8 protein-coding genes are annotated in these 15,310 nt (G+C 72.6%); 3 read left to right on the top strand and 5 right to left on the bottom strand.

Going from position 1 to position 15,310, the window contains the following annotated elements:
* Positions 1 to 403: 403 nt before the first annotated feature.
* Positions 404 to 952, bottom strand: coding sequence for a MarR family transcriptional regulator (locus ABZT06_RS40075; RefSeq protein ID WP_355752578.1), 549 nt, complete (start codon positions 950 to 952; stop codon positions 404 to 406).
* Positions 953 to 1,074: 122 nt separating this feature from the next.
* Here ABZT06_RS40075 and ABZT06_RS40080 point away from each other — a divergent pair, with 122 nt between their 5' ends.
* Positions 1,075 to 2,343 carry an MFS transporter gene (locus ABZT06_RS40080; RefSeq protein WP_355752699.1) on the top strand — a complete coding sequence of 423 codons (1,269 nt, stop codon included), beginning with the start codon at positions 1,075 to 1,077 and terminating at the stop codon, positions 2,341 to 2,343.
* Positions 2,344 to 2,443: 100 nt separating this feature from the next.
* Here the strand turns inward: ABZT06_RS40080 and ABZT06_RS40085 are convergent, their stop codons facing one another.
* Together ABZT06_RS40085 and ABZT06_RS40090 are read right to left on the bottom strand one after the other, a co-directional pair.
* Positions 2,444 to 4,081 (bottom strand): SpoIIE family protein phosphatase, encoded by a 1,638-nt coding sequence (locus tag ABZT06_RS40085; protein ID WP_355752580.1) that lies wholly within the window; start codon positions 4,079 to 4,081, stop codon positions 2,444 to 2,446.
* 220 nt (positions 4,082 to 4,301) lie between these two features.
* Positions 4,302 to 5,681, bottom strand: a complete 1,380-nt coding sequence (locus ABZT06_RS40090; protein ID WP_355752582.1) for an NAD(P)/FAD-dependent oxidoreductase — start codon at positions 5,679 to 5,681, stop codon at positions 4,302 to 4,304.
* Positions 5,682 to 6,055: 374 nt separating this feature from the next.
* On the opposite strand from ABZT06_RS40090, the gene ABZT06_RS40095 reads away from it, so the two are divergent.
* Together ABZT06_RS40095 and ABZT06_RS40100 are read left to right on the top strand one after the other, a co-directional pair.
* Positions 6,056 to 6,838 (top strand): helix-turn-helix domain-containing protein, encoded by a 783-nt coding sequence (locus ABZT06_RS40095; protein WP_355752584.1) that lies wholly within the window; start codon positions 6,056 to 6,058, stop codon positions 6,836 to 6,838.
* A gap of 259 nt (positions 6,839 to 7,097) precedes the next feature.
* On the top strand, positions 7,098 to 9,023 hold the full coding sequence (locus ABZT06_RS40100; RefSeq protein WP_355752586.1) for a sigma-70 family RNA polymerase sigma factor: 1,926 nt from the start codon (positions 7,098 to 7,100) through the stop codon (positions 9,021 to 9,023).
* Here ABZT06_RS40100 and ABZT06_RS40105 read toward each other — a convergent pair.
* Positions 9,010 to 12,285, bottom strand: a complete 3,276-nt coding sequence (locus ABZT06_RS40105; RefSeq protein WP_355752588.1) for a BTAD domain-containing putative transcriptional regulator — start codon at positions 12,283 to 12,285, stop codon at positions 9,010 to 9,012. The two genes, ABZT06_RS40100 and ABZT06_RS40105, sit on opposite strands and share 14 nt — an antisense overlap.
* 576 nt (positions 12,286 to 12,861) lie before the next feature.
* On the bottom strand, positions 12,862 to 14,949 hold the full coding sequence (locus ABZT06_RS40110) for an asparagine synthase-related protein (protein ID WP_355752590.1): 2,088 nt from the start codon (positions 14,947 to 14,949) through the stop codon (positions 12,862 to 12,864).
* Positions 14,950 to 15,310: the final 361 nt, after the last annotated feature.

Genomic DNA, 15,310 nt, shown 5'->3' on the forward strand with positions numbered 1-15,310 from the left:
CTTCGGTCTTGCGTTTCCGACTCTATCAGACCGTTTCCGGTTCCGATTTCCTCGGTGCTTTCCAGGTTCCCGCTCTCGCGTTTCCCTTTCCGGCGGTTCCGACTCTATCAGATCCTTTCGGGCCTGATTCCCAGTCAGTGGGGCTTGCCTTCCCGGCCGTTGGGCCGTTCCGACGTCTCAAACCTTAGCGGACTCTCGCTGCGGTCCCAAATCGAGGAGCCGCACCCAAATCGAATTGAATTCGGGCACACCGAATTCATCCCGGCTGGGAGATCGTTCTGATGGTTTGAGTGGCCGCTCTCGCGGCGGAGGTGCTGCCGAAGAACCGTTACGGCCCCGTGGCAACCCGAAGAACTCTACGTATCCAGCAGAGGGCTGTCAAGCACCCCCTGTCAAGATCTTTTCAGTCGAGGTCGCTGAGCCGCCCGCCGGCGTCCGGCTGTGCGTGCTCCACCCTACGCAGCAGCCGGGTGAGCACGTCCCCGAGGGTGTTGCGCTCCTCTGCGGACAGGTCCTGGAGCAGGTCCTCCTCGAAGACTGTCGCGAGGCGCATCGCCTCCAGCCACTTCTCGTGGCCTTCGACGGTCAGCTCCACGATCACGCGGACGCGGTTGGACTCGTCCCGCTCCCGGGTCACCAGTCCTTCGGCGAGCATGCGGTCGATCCGGTGGGTCATCGCGGCCGGCGTGAGACCGAGGCGCTTGGCGAGGTCGCTGGGCCCCATCCGATAGGGGGCGCCGGAGAGCACGAGCGCCTTGAGGACCTCCCACTCGGCGTTGCTGATGCCGAGGTCGGCGGCCTGGCGGCCGTAGGCGACGTTCATGCGGCGGTTCAGCCGGGAGAGCGCCGAGACGATCTGCTCGACCTGGGGGTCGAGGTCCTGGAACTCGCGCTGGTAGGCGGCGATCTGCTCGTCGAGCGTCGGCTCGGGGATGCCAGGAGTCTCGGCCATGGCCGCAGTATGGCACGCACCTCCTTTGCCTTGAAGTCCTTCGGTATGTACTCTTTAGCTTCGAACTTTAGCTTTGAAGTCTTCACTCCTAACTAGTGAGAGAGGTGAACGTGACCAGGGCGATGGGCGCAGAGATGCGCCGGATCCACGTGGGCAACGCACTCAGTGCGTTCGGGCTCGGTTTCACCGTCCCCTACCTGTACGTCTACGTGGCGCAGGTGCGGGGGCTCGGGGCCATGACGGCGGGGCTGGTTCTCGCCGTCTTCGCCGTGGCGGCGTTGATCGTACTGCCGTTCGCCGGGCGTGCCATCGTCCGGCGGGGCCCGCTGCCGGTGCTGCTCACCGCCCTGCTCACGGCCGCGCTCGGAGCGCTGAGCCTCGGACTGTCGAGCCATGCGCCGACCGTGCTGCTGTCGGCGGCCGCGCTCGGGGCGGGCCAGGCGGTCATGCAGCCGGCGCTGGCCACGATGATCGTGGACTGCTCCACCTCGGAGACACGGTCCCGGGCCTTCGCCATGCAGTTCTTCCTGCAGAACCTGGGGCTCGGCGTCGGCGGTCTCATCGGCGGGCATCTCGTCGACACGTCGAGCGCGGCGTCCTTCACTCTGCTGTTCGCGATCGAGGCGGCGATGTTCCTCCTGCTGGTGGTCGTGATGGCGACCCTGCGGCTGCCGCAGGCACCGCGTGTCGAGGGCGCGCCGACCCGGTCCGGCAAGAGCAGCTGGAAGCAGTTGCTCGGCAACCGGGCCATGGTGCAGCTGTGCGTCCTGGGCTTCGTGCTGTTCTTCGCCTGCTACGGACAGTTCGAATCGGGCCTGAGCGCGTACGGCGTCGAGGCCGCCGGCATCTCCACCTCGGCGCTGGGCACGGCCCTGGCCGCCAACACCGCGATGATCGTGGTCGCGCAGTTCGCCGTACTGAGGTTCGTCGAGCGGCGGAGGCGGTCCCGGGTGATCGCCCTGGTCGGGCTCATCTGGGCCGTGGCATGGGTCACCGCGGGTTACGCGGGGCTCGGACATGGCAGCCAGGAGATGGCCACGGCGGCGTTCGTGTCGACGTACGCCCTGTTCGGGCTGGGTGAGGCGATGCTGTCTCCGACGGTGGCTCCCCTGGTCGCCGATCTGGCGCCGGAGGGGATGGCGGGCCAGTACAACTCCGCCTTCGCCCTGGTGAAGCAGCTCGCCCTGGCGGTCGGCCCGGCGGTGGGCGGCCCGATGGGAGCCTCGCTGCACACGCCGTACGTCGTGACGTTCCTGCTGTTCTCGCTGGGCATCACCTACCTGGCCGTCCGGCTGGGCAGGCAGCTGACGCCGGTGCAGAACCAGCCGTCACTGCGCAAGAGCCGAGTGGTGGCACAGGGTGGAGCAACGGCGAAGTCTCTGGCCGCCTAGCCGCAAGTCCTCAGGGGCGCGGGGCTGTGGCGATTTGCCGCTCCGCCGCGTGGGCGCGACAAGCCCCCACGCGCCCGCAGCCGCCCCGCCCCTGAGGCCGCTACCCCTTGGGCAGCACGAACTCGCACCAGACCGCCTTGCCACCCCCGGGGGTCCTCCGAGACCCCCAGTTCGACGCGATGGTCGCCACGATCGCGATCCCACGACCGGATTCGTCGCCCGGTTCGGCCCTCCGGCGCCGAGGCAGATGGTCATCCCCGTCCGTCACCTCGACGATGAGCCGCCGATCGGTACGTCGGAGCCGAAGCCGCATGGGAGGGGTGCCGTGCTGCAAGGAGTTCGCCACCAGTTCGCTCACCGCCAGCACCCCCAGGTCGTGCAGCTCGACCGGGAACCGCCAACTGGTCAGCACGCCGGAGGCGAACGCACGCGCGCGTGGAGCCGCCTCGACGCCGCCCAGCAGTTCGAGTGCGGCATTGCGGAAGAGCTCGCTGTCAGGGCCCGTGTGGGCCGGGTGCTGGAGGACCATCACGGCCACGTCGTCGTCGTGTTCCGCGGTGACGCCGGCCGAGCGGACCAGGCGGTCGCAGATGACCTGGGGGGTGCCGGTGGCGCCGGCCAAGGCACGTTCGAGGGCCGCGATGCCCTCATCCAGGTCTTCGTTGCGGCGTTCCACGAGGCCGTCCGTGTAGAGGACGGCCGTCGAACCCGGGCCGAGCGGGATGGAGCCCGAGGCGTGCATCCAGCCGCCGGTGCCGAGCGGCGGGCCGGTGGGTTCGGCGGCGCGCAGGACGACGCCGCTCTCGTCGCGGACCAGGATGGGCAGGTGGCCGGCCGAGGCGTAGACCAGCTTGCCCTCGTTCGGGTCGTGGATGGCGTACACGCAGGTGGCGATCTGGTTGGCGTCGATCTCCATGGCGAGGCCGTCCAGGAGCTGGAGGATCTCGTGCGGGGGCAGGTCGAGGCGGGCGTAGGCCCTGACCGCTGTGCGGAGTTGGCCCATGACCGCTGCCGCGCGCACCCCGCGGCCCATGACGTCGCCGATGACCAGGGCCGTGCGCCCGCCGCCGAGGGTGATGACGTCGTACCAGTCGCCGCCGACCGCGGCCTCGGTGCCGCCGGGGTGGTAGGTGGCGGCGATGCGCAGGTCGTCGGGTTCTTCGAGTTCCTGGGGGAGCAGGGAGCGCTGGAGGGTGACGGCGGTCTCGCGCTGGCGGCGCTCGCTGGCTCTGAGGCGTTCGGCGGCCTCGGCGTGGTCGGTGACGTCGGTGGCGAACACGAGGACGCCGGCGCCACCGCCGTTGCCTTCCGTCACCGGAGTGCAGGTGAAGGTGTAGGAGCGGCCGTCGGGGGCCTTGCGGGACTTGACCGTGCGCGGCTTGCCGCTGCGCAGGACCTGGTCGAGGAGCGGGAGGAGGCCGATCTCGTCGAGCTCGGGGAGGGCTTCGCGGGCCGGTCGGCCCGGTGAGCGCAGGCCGAAGGCGACCACATAGGCGTCGTTGACGTAGGCGAGGCGGTGGTCGGGGCCGTGGACGAGGGCGACGAGGGCTGGGACGCGGTCGAGTACCTCGCGTACGGGGAGTTCGTCGACGGCGGGGACCGGCACGGTCAGTTGTTCGGCGCGGGCCGCGGGGACGGCGCCCTCGCTCAGGCGGTCCTCGGTGACCAGGTCGTCGGTCCGCGCTGCGGCGCGGCGCTGCGTTCCGGGGAGGCGGGCGCTCCAGCGCGTGAAGTTCACGAATCCTTGCCTCGCGTCGTCGTCTTCGGCGTCTTCGGGCCGGCTCCGGGCCCGGCCGGGGGGCTGGGGACGGCAGCCCCGGGGTGCGGCACGGTGGGAAAACCTCTTGGTTCGAGGGGCGGGCGGCTGCCCGTCCGAAGTCGGGCACCAGTCTGGCAGGGTGACCGACCGGTCGACATCCGTCAGACGCCGGGGCGGTCCGTGGAGTTCCTCGGTCCGGTCAGGACGACCCCTTCGGGTCGTTCGTCGGGTCGTGAGGATGCTTTCCACCGGCCGCGAGTTCGAACTCCGCGCGGGGATGTTCGAGTGAACCGAGGGAGACGATCTCCCGCTTGAAGAGCCCCGACAGGGTCCACTCGGCCAGGACGCGGGCCTTGCGGTTGAAGGTGGGGACCCTGCTGAGGTGGTAGACGCGGTGCATGAACCAGGCAGGGTAGCCCTTCAGTTTGCGCCCGTAGACCTGTGCGACGCCTTTGTGGAGGCCCAGGGAGGCCACCGAGCCGACGTATTTGTGGGAGTAGGTCTCCAGCGGCTCGCCCCGCAGCGCGTGCGCGATGTTGTCGCCGAGGACCTTCGCCTGGCGTACGGCGTGCTGGGCGTTGGGGGCCGTCTCCCTGCCGGGTTCCTCGGCGGTGACGTCGGGGACTGCGGCCGCGTCTCCGGCCGCCCACGCGTGCGTGGCGCCGTCGACGGTGAGCTGGGGGGTGCATTTCAGCCGACCTCGCTCGGTGAGCGGGAGGTCGGTGGCGGCGAGGAGCGGGCTGGGTTTCACGCCGGCGGTCCACACGACCGTACGCGTGGGAAAGCGGTTGCCGTCGCTGAGGACGGCGACCCGGTCCAGGCAGGACTCCAGGCGGGTGTTCAGCCGTACGTCGATGTTGCGGCGGCGCAGTTCGCTGACCGTGTAGCGGCCCATCTCCTCGCCGACCTCGGGCAGGATGCGGTCGGATGCCTCGACGAGGATCCACTTCATGTCCTCGGGGCGGAGGTTGTGGTAGTAGCGCGCGGTGTAGCGGGCCATGTCCTCCAGCTCGCCGAGCGCCTCCACGCCCGCGTAGCCGCCGCCGACGAAGACGAAGGTGAGGGCCGCGTCGCGGATCGCGGGGTCGCGAGTGGAGGAGGCGATGTCCATCTGTTCGATGACGTGGTTGCGCAGGCCGATGGCCTCCTCGACCGTTTTGAACCCGATGGCGTGGTCCGCGAGTCCGGGGATCGGCAGCGTGCGCGCGATCGAACCCGGAGCGAGAACCAGTTCGTCGTACGACAGCTGCTCGCCGCCCGTGCGCTCCTCCTCGGTGGCGAGGGTGATGACGGAGGCCGTGCGCTTGGCGTGGTCGATCGCGGTGGCCTCGCCGACGAGGACGCGGCAGCGGTCGAGGACGCGGCGCAGCGGTACGACGACATGGCGCGGGGAGATGGAGCCGGCGGCCGCTTCGGGGAGGAAGGGCTGATAGGTCATGTACGAGTCGGGTGTGACGATGGTGATCTCGACCTCGCCCCGGTCGAGTTCCCGTTTCAGCTTCCGCTGCAGTCGCAGAGCCGTGTACATCCCGACGTAGCCGCCGCCGACAACCAGAATGCGCGCACGTTCCGTCACCATCCCATGACGCACCCGTCGCTTGAGTTTGTCCACAGCCTCGACAAATTGTGTGACTGGAAGTCGTCGGCGCGCCGGGTTGGCCGAATCGCCGGGGGGCGCGGAAGCTTCGCAGGTCAACCGGTGTGCGCCGGGCGGGCGGAGGGGGTGCAATCGGGGCGTTTGCCACCCGTACTCCGATCGGGGGGCGCTCCGTGCGGAACCTGCCCCTTCTGAATTGACCCCCGCTCAACTATGTTCGTGTGTCGACGGGGTGTAGGGGGATGCGCTCCGGGTCCGCGACGGGCGGACTCGTGAAACGGGCTTGTTCCGCACGCTCCGGCTTTCGATGGCGGGGAGAGTCTCCGGGGGGAGACGTCATTACCGGGGGATCATTTATGCACATTCAGGACTCTCATTGGTCCACCGCGTCCGCCATCGCACCCGGTGGCGGGGCGATGGGCGGCGCGATGGATTCGGCGATGAGCGCGGCGGGCAACGGACGGGACGGATCACGTTCGGCCCCCCTGCGCGTGGACGCACAGCGCAACCTGGAACACGTACTGCGCGCGGCGCGCGAGGTCTTCGGCGAGCTGGGTTACGGCGCGCCGATGGAGGACGTGGCGCGGCGCGCCCGGGTCGGTGTCGGCACGGTGTACCGGCGCTTCCCGAGCAAGGACGTCCTGGTCCGGCGGATAGCCGAGGAGGAGACCTCCCGGCTGACCGACCAGGCGCGGGCGGCGCTCGGCCAGGAGGACGAGCCGTGGTCGGCGCTGTCGCGCTTCCTGCGCACGTCGGTCGCGTCCGGTGCCGGGCGGCTGCTGCCGCCGCAGGTGCTGCGGGTCGGGGTCGCCGACGAAGGGTCCGACGGCTACGACGAGACGCGGGTGCCGCAGCAGCGAACCACACCGGGCTCCGGCGAGCTGCGGCTGGTGCCGGAGGAGCCCCCGCTGGTCTCGGCGGACGACGACGCCGGTGCGTCGGCGCTGCTGGAGGTCGTGGGCCAGCTCGTGGACCGGGCGCGGGCCGCCGGTGAGCTGCGGACCGACGTGTCGGTGTCGGACGTCCTGCTGGTGATCGCGACCGCGGCGCCCTCGCTGCCGGACGCGGCGCAGCAGGCGGCGGCCTCGGCGCGGCTGCTCGACATTCTGCTGGAGGGGCTGCGGTCCCGGCCGGTGTGACTCGAAAGGGTGACAGCGGGGTGCGGGCGGCTGCCGTCCGCACCCCGGAACATTCCGGCGTTTTCCGGGCGCGTGAACCAACTCCCGCACCAGCCGTGACAGTTGAGTCTTCCCCATCCGAGTAATGCTCAGTACTGCCGTGCGGGAAGTCCCCACGGACGGGTGGATGCGCCGTACCGCGGGGCGCTGACCAAAAGCCAATATGGCACGCTGACTTGGTGTTCGGGACTGGTTGGGCCGGCGGCGGGGGCATTCCGCGATGAGCGTTGACGGGCGGAACGAACCCCTCGGTGAGGGCGACGGGGAAGCCGGCGGCACCCCCCAGGTGCCGGGCCAGGGCGGCCGCGCGGGCATTCCGCAGGGCGGCATCCCCGCCCAGGGCGGCGAACCCCTCGAGGGCAGCGTCCCGGCACAGCGCGACCGGCGCGAGGACGGCGGCGTCCTGCTGCCGCCCAGGGAGACATCGCCGTCCGACGCCGACCTGATCGAGCGGATGCGCTCCGGCGACGACATGGCCTACGAGGCCCTCTACCGGCGCCACGCGGGGGCCGTGCGCCGCTACGCCCGCACCTGCTGCCGCGACGGCCACACCGCCGAAGACCTCACCGCCGAGGTCTTCGCCCGCGTGCTCCAGGCGGTGCGCGGCGGCCACGGCCCCGAGCACGCCGTACGCGCCTATCTGCTCACCAGCGTCCGCCGCGTCGCCGCCGGCTGGACCAAGTCGGCGAAACGGGAGCAGCTCGTCGACGACTTCGCGGTGTTCGCCGCGCAGGCCGCGCGCAGCTCCGAGGTCTCCGACGACGACACGTTGGACCTCGGCGCCGACGTACGCGCGATGCACGTGGCCGAGCAGTCCATGGCCATGCAGGCCTTCCGGTCGCTGCCCGAGCGCTGGCAGGCCGTGCTGTGGCACACCGAGGTCGAGGACGAGTCGCCGAGCGAGGTCGCCATCCTCTTCGGGCTCGACGCCAACGGCACGCGCGTGCTGGCCAGCCGCGCCCGCGAAGGGCTCAAGCAGGCCTACCTCCAGGCCCACGTCAGCGCGTCCCTCGCCACCGACGAGGAGTGCGCCCGCTACGCCGACCGGCTCGGCGCCTACGCCCGCGGCAGCCTGCGCACCCGTGCCGAACGAGGTCTGCGCAAGCACCTGGAGGAGTGCGCCAAGTGCCGGCTGGCCGCGGGCCAGATCAAGGAAGTCGCAGGCGGTATCCCCGCGGTGGTACCGGTCGCGGTCATCGGCTGGTTCGGGGCCGCCGGATACGCCAAGGCCCTCGGGCTCATCGCGGGCGGCGCCGGGGCGGGAGCGGCCGCCGCGGCGGGCGGGAGCTCCTCGGGCGGGGCGGGCGCGGGCGGCGCCGCGGCCTCGGAGGGGCTCGGCGCACCCGTGAAGGCCGGTATCGCGGCCGGAGTGGCCGCCGTGGCCGCCGCCGCGGTGGCGCTCGCGCTGATCGGCGACGACAGCCCGGCCAGGAAACCGGACGCCAAGCCGCCCGCGTCCGCACCGGCCGTCGAGCCGGGCGACCCCGCGCCCGCGCCCTCCCCGAGCAAGCCGGAGACCCCGCTGATCCCGGTGGCGGTGGCCGCACCGACGCCGACACCGACCCCCGCGCCCACACCACCCCTGAAGCCCACCCCGACTCCTACGCCGACCCCCACCCCGAAACCGACACCGACCCCGACCCCGAAGCCCACGCCCCCCGCGCCCACACCGAGGCCGGCGCCGACTCCCTCGCCTCCGCCCCCGCCCCCGCCGGCCGTCTACCAGTGGAGCGAGCTGTCTTACGACGTCTCCGGCGACGGCAGCGAGCCCGAGATGCGGATCAGCGAGAGCAGCTGGGTGTGGCAGCGCTACGGCGTCTCGATCGCCGACCAGAAGTACGGCCACGGCGTGACCGTGCACGGCCGCTCCTCCGTCACGATCGACCTCAACCGCGCCTGCTCCTCCTACGACGCGATGGTCGGCGTCGACGACATGACGCTGGGCCTCGGAAAGGTCTCCTTCTCCGTGTACGCCGACGGGGCCCGGCTGTGGAGGTCCGGGCTGGTCGAGGGCGGCGACCCGGGCGTGCCCGTCCATGTGAACCTCGCCGGGCACAGGACCGTACGGCTGGTGGTCGAGCCCCACAGCCCCTTCGACGACCTGATGCTCGCGGACTGGGCGGAGTCGAAGTTCAGGTGTTCATGACGCGCCGCGCCTGGATCACCCCGTCGAGCTCGGCCAGGGCCTCGGCCGGGGTGAGGGCCGTGCCCCGGGTGTGTTCCGCCGCGTAGCGCGAGAGCCCCAGGCCGGTGCGGGCCCGGACCTGTGCGCGCTCCGCGTCCACCCGCTCGGGGTGGGGACGCGGGTCGCCGCCACGCCACCGCTCGGCGGCGGCGAGCAGCCGGACCGCGCACGGGAGGTCGCCGAGGTCGCAGAGCAGGGTCGCGGCGCCGTCCACGAGCGTCGCCACGACCATGTCGGAACAGCGCTTCTCGATCGCCGCGCGGACAGTGTCCGCCAGCAGGGGCAGTCCGTGCTCGGGGCCGGACTCGGCGGCCGTCACCGAAGCGACGATCGAGTTCAACATCACCGCGAACTGGGGCGGCGTGGGTGACTGACCGATCTCCTCACGCACCGTGTCGACCAACTCGCGCGCGCGAGCGAGGTCCTTGTCCTCCAGGGCGATGTGGGCACGCATCAGCCGGACGAACGCCCGGGTTTCCGGGACGCCGTACCGCTCGCCTGCGATGCTCGCCTCGTCCAGGGTGGTCAGCGCGGTGCAGCGGTCGCCGGTGCGGTAGGCGACCTCGCCGAGCCGGGCGATGAGGAACGGTGTCTCGGCATACGCCCCCACCTCGTGGGCAAGGCGCAGCGCCTCCTCGTACTCCTCCTTGGCCTCGGCGGCGCGGCCGCGGGCCATGGCCGCCTCGCCTGCCGCGCTGCTGACCTGGGCGCGGAGCCAGCGGTCGCCGACGCGGCGGCTGAGGACGCGGAGTTCCTCCAGGTCGTCGTCGACACCGGTCATCCCGCCCGAGGAGTCGACCGCCATGTGGGTGCGGAGCATCAGGGCGACGGCCACGGCCCAGTCGTCGCCGTGGGTCCGGCAGTGGGCGACGGAGGTGTCCATGAGGGGCCGGATGTCCAAGGGGTCCTTCAGCGTGAGGCCGATCACGGGCCAGACGATGCCGGGCAGGCGGGCGGCGTCGGGACCGCCCCGCGCGAAGTGGTTCCGGACGAGCTCCACGTAGCGGCGCAGACGGGGGTCCAGGTCGCCGTCCATGGGCTCCGTCTCGGCCATGAGGAAGAGATGGAGCATGCGGAGGTTCATGCGGCGGCGGTGTGCCGGGTGGTCCGTCTCGGTGTGCCCGGCGGCGAGGTAGGCGTCGATCGGGTGCTCGGCGTCGCCGTCGGGCGGGGTGTGGTGCCGGTCCGTCATGACCGCCCTGTCCAGGGCCATCCCGAGGCGCAGCGCCCTGTACACCCAGGTCATGCCCTCGCGGCGGTAGTTGCGCAGCCACCAGAACCAACCCATGCCCAGGGCCAGGGCAGCGGCCTCCGTCTCGTCGTCCGCGACGAGCGTGCGTTCGAAGGCCGCGCGGATGTTGTCCAGCTCGGTCTCCAGGCGGGAGATCCACGGGAGTTGGCCGGCCGAACGCAGCTGTGGTTCGGCCTCCTCGACGAGCCCGCGCACCCACGCACGGTGCCGGAGCTCGGCGGCGGCGCGCAGCTCGGGGCACTCGGCTGCGCGCTCGACGGCGTACTCGTGGATGGTCTCCAGCATGCGGTAGCGCATGCCGTCGGAGCCGTCCCGCTCGCACGGGGTGGCCACGATCAGGGACTTGTCCAGGAGCGCGCCGAGGAGCTCGGCGGCCGGCCCGGTGCACACCGCCTCCGCCGCCTCCAGCTCCCAGCCGCCCGCGAACACCGACACCTCGCGCAGCAGGGTCCGCTCCCGCTCGTCGAGCAGCTCCCAGGACCAGTCGACGACGGCCCGCAGGGTCTGCTGGCGGGGCAGGGCGGTACGGCTGCCGGAGGTCAGGAGGCGGAAGCGGTCGTCGAGGCGGTCGGCGATCTGACGGGGGGTGAGCAGGCGCAGGCGGGCCGCCGCGAGTTCGATGGCGAGCGGCAGCCCGTCGAGGCGCCGGCAGATCTCGGCGACGGCTTCCTTGTCACCGAGCACGACGCCGGCGTCGGGGCGGACGGCGGCGGCGCGCTCGGCGAAGAGGCGGTGGGCCTGGTCGGGGAGGAGAGGCTCGACCGGCCGCACGGACTCGCCCGGCACGCCCAGGGGTTCGCGGCTGGTGGCGAGGACGGTGAGCCCCGGGCAGCGGGTGAGGAGGGTCTCCGCGAGATGGGCCGCCACCTCGATCACATGTTCACAGTTGTCAAGGATCAGGAGTTGGCTGCGCGGGGCGCAGTACTCGACGAGCAGGGCGAGCGGGTCGTCCTGCGGGGCCGTCAGCTCGGTGGTCATGAGCACGGTCTCGCGCAGACCGAGCGCGCTGACCACCGCGCCGGGTACCGCCTCCGGCCGGTCGAGCGGGGCGAGCTCGACGAGCCACGCCTGCGGGAGCCCGGCGGCGGCTTCCTCGGCGAGACGGGTCTTTCCGGATCCGCCCGGTCCGGTGAGGGTGACGAGGCGGGCCCTGTGCAATTCGGAACGGATGGCGTCGAGTTCGGGTTCCCGGCCCACGAAAGAGGTAAGGCGCGGACGGATGTTGCCGGTGCGTTCGGCACGGGGGCGGCCGAGCGGGGCCGCGAGCAACTCGCCGTGCAGGTCACGCAGCTCCGGGCCGGGATCGGTACCGAGGCCTTCGGCGAGGGCCCGGCGCGCGGTCTCGTAGGCGGCGAGGGCATCGGCGCCCCGGCCGCTGTCGCGCAGGGCGCGGATGAGCAGAACGCGCAGCGGCTCGTCGTACGGATGCGCCGCGGTCAGCTCCTTCAGCTCCGGTACGACGTCCTGGGCCCGGCCGAGCAGCAGATCCGCCTCGATCCGGGCCCGGGTGGCCTCCATACGCAGGGCCTCGGGGCGGGTCGCGGCGGTGCGGTCGGGGAGGTCGGCGAGGGCGTCACCGCGCCACAGGGCGAGGGCCGCGGTGAGGTCCCGGGCGGCCGTGAGCGCGTCGCCGTGGGCCAGGGCCGCGGTTCCTCGCCGTACGAGCTGTTCGAAGACATACAGGTCCACGTCGTCCTCGGCGGCGGCCAGCCGGTACCCGCCCGGCCCGGACACGATCACGTCCTTGCCGACGGTACGACGGAGACGGCCGACGAGGGCCTGCAGGGCGGCCGGGGCGTCCTGCGGCGGATCCTCCCCCCAGACCTCGTCGATCAGGGTCTCGGGGCTCGCGGTGCGGCCAGGTCGGAGGGCGAGGGCGGCGAGCAGGGTCCGGAGGCGGGGGCCGCCGAGGGGTATGACGGTGCCGTCGTCCTCCGTTGCCTGGGTGACGCCCAGGATTCTGTACCGCACCGGTTCATTGTCACCGGGTTCTGGCCATCGGCCGCGTCTTTTACCGGGCCGGGCGCCTAGGGGGGGTGCCGGGCCGGGTTGTCGGGCGGGTGCGGGTCGGTGGGGGCTGGTCGCGCAGTTCCCCGCGCCCCTGGGGGGGTTGCAGTCGCTCTGCGCCAAGACGGGCCGTTCGCCACCTCACCCAGCACGGCGGGCCGTTGACCGGACCGTGCGCCACGGCGGGCCGTTCGCCGCGTACGGCGAGCAGGGGACGGGGTGGGGGGTGTCCGCCCGCAGCGGCCGGCGTCCGGCACCGGGCCCTGCTGAAGCGACCGAGCCGCCGGACCGAGGACGGATACCCCCCACCCCGGCACCGACCAACCCACCGGACGAGCACGCGCTACACAAGCCCCCACCGGGCCCGCAGCTGCGCCGCAGGCACCAGGGGCGCGGGGAACTGCGCGACCAGCCCCCACCGGCCCGCAGACACACCACCACCGAACCCGCCCAGCCCGCCGCAGGCACACGCAGGCATTCAGGGGCGCGGGGAACTGCGCAACAACGCCCGCCCCCACCGAACCCGCACGGACAAACCGCTCAACCGCCGGAGGCACCCGCGCCCAGGGCCCCCCGCTGCGGCCGGATCCCCGCCGGTACCGCACGCGCGCGTGCCGGGGTTCCCGTCCAGCACGTGCCGCGGCGGGCCAGCAGCCGGCCCAGCCACAGCTCCAGCGAGACCAGGTCCGCGAGGCCGTCCAGAGGCAGCGGCTCGCCCTCCGCGGCCGACCGGAGCGCCTTGCGGACCACCCGGGCCTCCACCAGGCCGGCCTGGGCCAGCAGCGGGGTTCCGAAGAGGGACATCAGGGAGTCCGCCGCCACCCGCAGCCCCGTACGGGTCGCCGCCGCCGAGGAGGCGTGGGACGGGGCGCCCCAGCCCGGCGGGAGGTCGGAGACGCCGGCGCCCTCCAGAACCGTACGGAGGATGTCCGCCCGGGCCCCCGGCCGGACCCGGAGCGCCTCGGGGAGGGCACGGCAGGCCCGCACCACCTGGTTGTCCAGGAACGGCGTGTGCAGCCGCTGGGAGCGGATCTCCACGGCCTGCTCCAGGACGCGCAGGTCCGACGCGTGACGGGCGAGTGCCGCACGCGCGCGGAAGTCGCCGGGATGCTGCCCGGGGCCGACCCCGGAGCGGTGCGTGGCGCCCTGCAGACGAACCGATACTTCAGCTAGCGCCTCACCCGTCAGCCACCGCGCCGCGGGCCCCGGTCTGGCCCAGGTGAGCGCGGCGAGGGAGGCCCCTACCGCACCCCCGGGCTCGTCGAACCGCTGGTGCATGAGCCGGTCGGCCAGCATCTCCAGCCCGACCCGGTACGGCGTACGGGCCAGTTTCCGCGCGGCGCCGTACACGCGCGCGGGGACGAGCACGGAACCGTCCGCCTTGGTCAAGGCGGCCACGGGCCGGACCAGATGACGCCGTTTGCGGTCCATCAGCAGGTCCGCGAGGCGCGCCGGATGCGCGTCGAGCACCTGCCGGGCCCCGTACCCCGTGAAATGGTCGGCGCTGCCCGCGGCGAGCCGCGCCCGGTGCCGCGCCGCCGTCACCAGACACGGCCCGGGTTCGTCGGTCAGGGGCCCGTCCAGTTCGGCGTACGGCAGCGTCTCCTCGCCGCCGGTCACCACCACATGGTGCAGCCGCGGATTCGCCGCCAGCGTCCCCGCCCGCTCCAGTTCGGCCTCCCGGCCGCCGACAGCGAGGTCGTTGAAGGTGACCGCGAGCAGCCGCTCGCCGGCCCCGGTGCCGTGCCCGAGGACGGTCCCCGGCATCCCCGGCAGACCGGCGGCCAGCAGGGCGAGCGTCCCCGACGCGGGCCCCCCGGACAGGTCGGCCCCGATCCCCGGCACCGGCATCCCGCGCGCGGCACGCCGTTCGGCGGGCCCCATGCCGGGCACGGGACCGGGATCGATGTCGGGCACGTGGCGCGGGGCGGACAGACGCGCGCGTACCGCCTCCACCAGGGCGTCGCGCACCCCGTCGACCGCGCTGTCCGGGTCGGCGGAGGGCGCGGCGACCGCCAGGGAGGCGACCGGCTCGTAGCCGGCGATCTCGCGCGCGCCGTTGCGCAGGATCAGCGCGTGCCCCGGTGGAATGCGCCGTACGCCCTCGTAGGGCGTGGAGTCGTGGAGCGCGGCCGGTACGTCGGGGGCGGCGAGCAGCGCGGCGAGGTGCCCGAAGTCGAGGTTGGCCTCGATGAGGTCGGCGAGGGGCAGAGCCGCGGTCGCGTAGGCCGTACCGCCGGCCCAGGGGGTGTAGAAGACCGGCCGGGCGCCCGCCAGATCGCCGCCCACGGTGATCCGGCGGCCCACCTGGACCACCGCCGTGTACGCCCCCGACCAGGCCGTCAGATGCCGAAGTGCCCCTCCGCGCGCGGCGAGCATTCCGACCCGCAGCTGTTCGTCGGAGGCCCCGCAGGTGCCGAGGACCGCGATCCGGGTCTGCGGGTCGACCGTGACCACGCGCACCTCGTCGGGGCGCCAGTCGCCGACCGCCCAGAGCGGATCCGGGTCACCCCACAGGAGGTGCGAACCCACCGGGTGCACGGTCTCGCCGTCGCTTCCGGTCGCCCCGGCCGTCCCGATCCCGGAGACAGCCGCGGCGGTGCTGCTCCATCCCACCAACCACCGCATCGACGCCTCCACAGGCTGTGGACAACCAGTGCACCGTTCGAACCGGTCACCATGCTGCCATGAAGGAAGCCCGCCGGAGGGCCGGTGGAGCCGCTCGAGATGCGGGGAACGCGCCCCTGGGAACACCCGCGTACGCCTGCGAACACCCGCGCGGGGCAAGGGGCGTGCGACGCGAATGCGCCCCCGATACGCTCCCCAAAAACGCCTAACGCGCCCTCAACTGCCATGGTAGGAGGGCTGATCGTCCGCGAGAGCGAGGGTCGGTTTTCGGCCAAATCGGCGGCATCGGAGCAGGCTCACGCACGCTCCGTACACAGTCCGCGCGCCGCACGACAGGCGCGCAGCCCGGGAGACGCCACTT

Origin of the sequence: Streptomyces sp. NPDC005483, from assembly GCF_040606035.1 — a bacterium.
GTDB lineage: Bacteria > Actinomycetota > Actinomycetes > Streptomycetales > Streptomycetaceae > Streptomyces.

Coding starts and splice junctions, on each gene's coding strand:
- ABZT06_RS40075 (WP_355752578.1), bottom strand. CDS start 952: ATGGCCGAGACTCCTGGCATCCCCGAGCCGACGCTCGACGAGCAGATC.
- ABZT06_RS40080 (WP_355752699.1), top strand. CDS start 1,075: ATGGGCGCAGAGATGCGCCGGATCCACGTGGGCAACGCACTCAGTGCG.
- ABZT06_RS40090 (WP_355752582.1), bottom strand. CDS start 5,681: ATGGTGACGGAACGTGCGCGCATTCTGGTTGTCGGCGGCGGCTACGTC.
- ABZT06_RS40095 (WP_355752584.1), top strand. CDS start 6,056: ATGCACATTCAGGACTCTCATTGGTCCACCGCGTCCGCCATCGCACCC.
- ABZT06_RS40100 (WP_355752586.1), top strand. CDS start 7,098: ATGAGCGTTGACGGGCGGAACGAACCCCTCGGTGAGGGCGACGGGGAA.
- ABZT06_RS40110 (WP_355752590.1), bottom strand. CDS start 14,949: ATGCGGTGGTTGGTGGGATGGAGCAGCACCGCCGCGGCTGTCTCCGGG.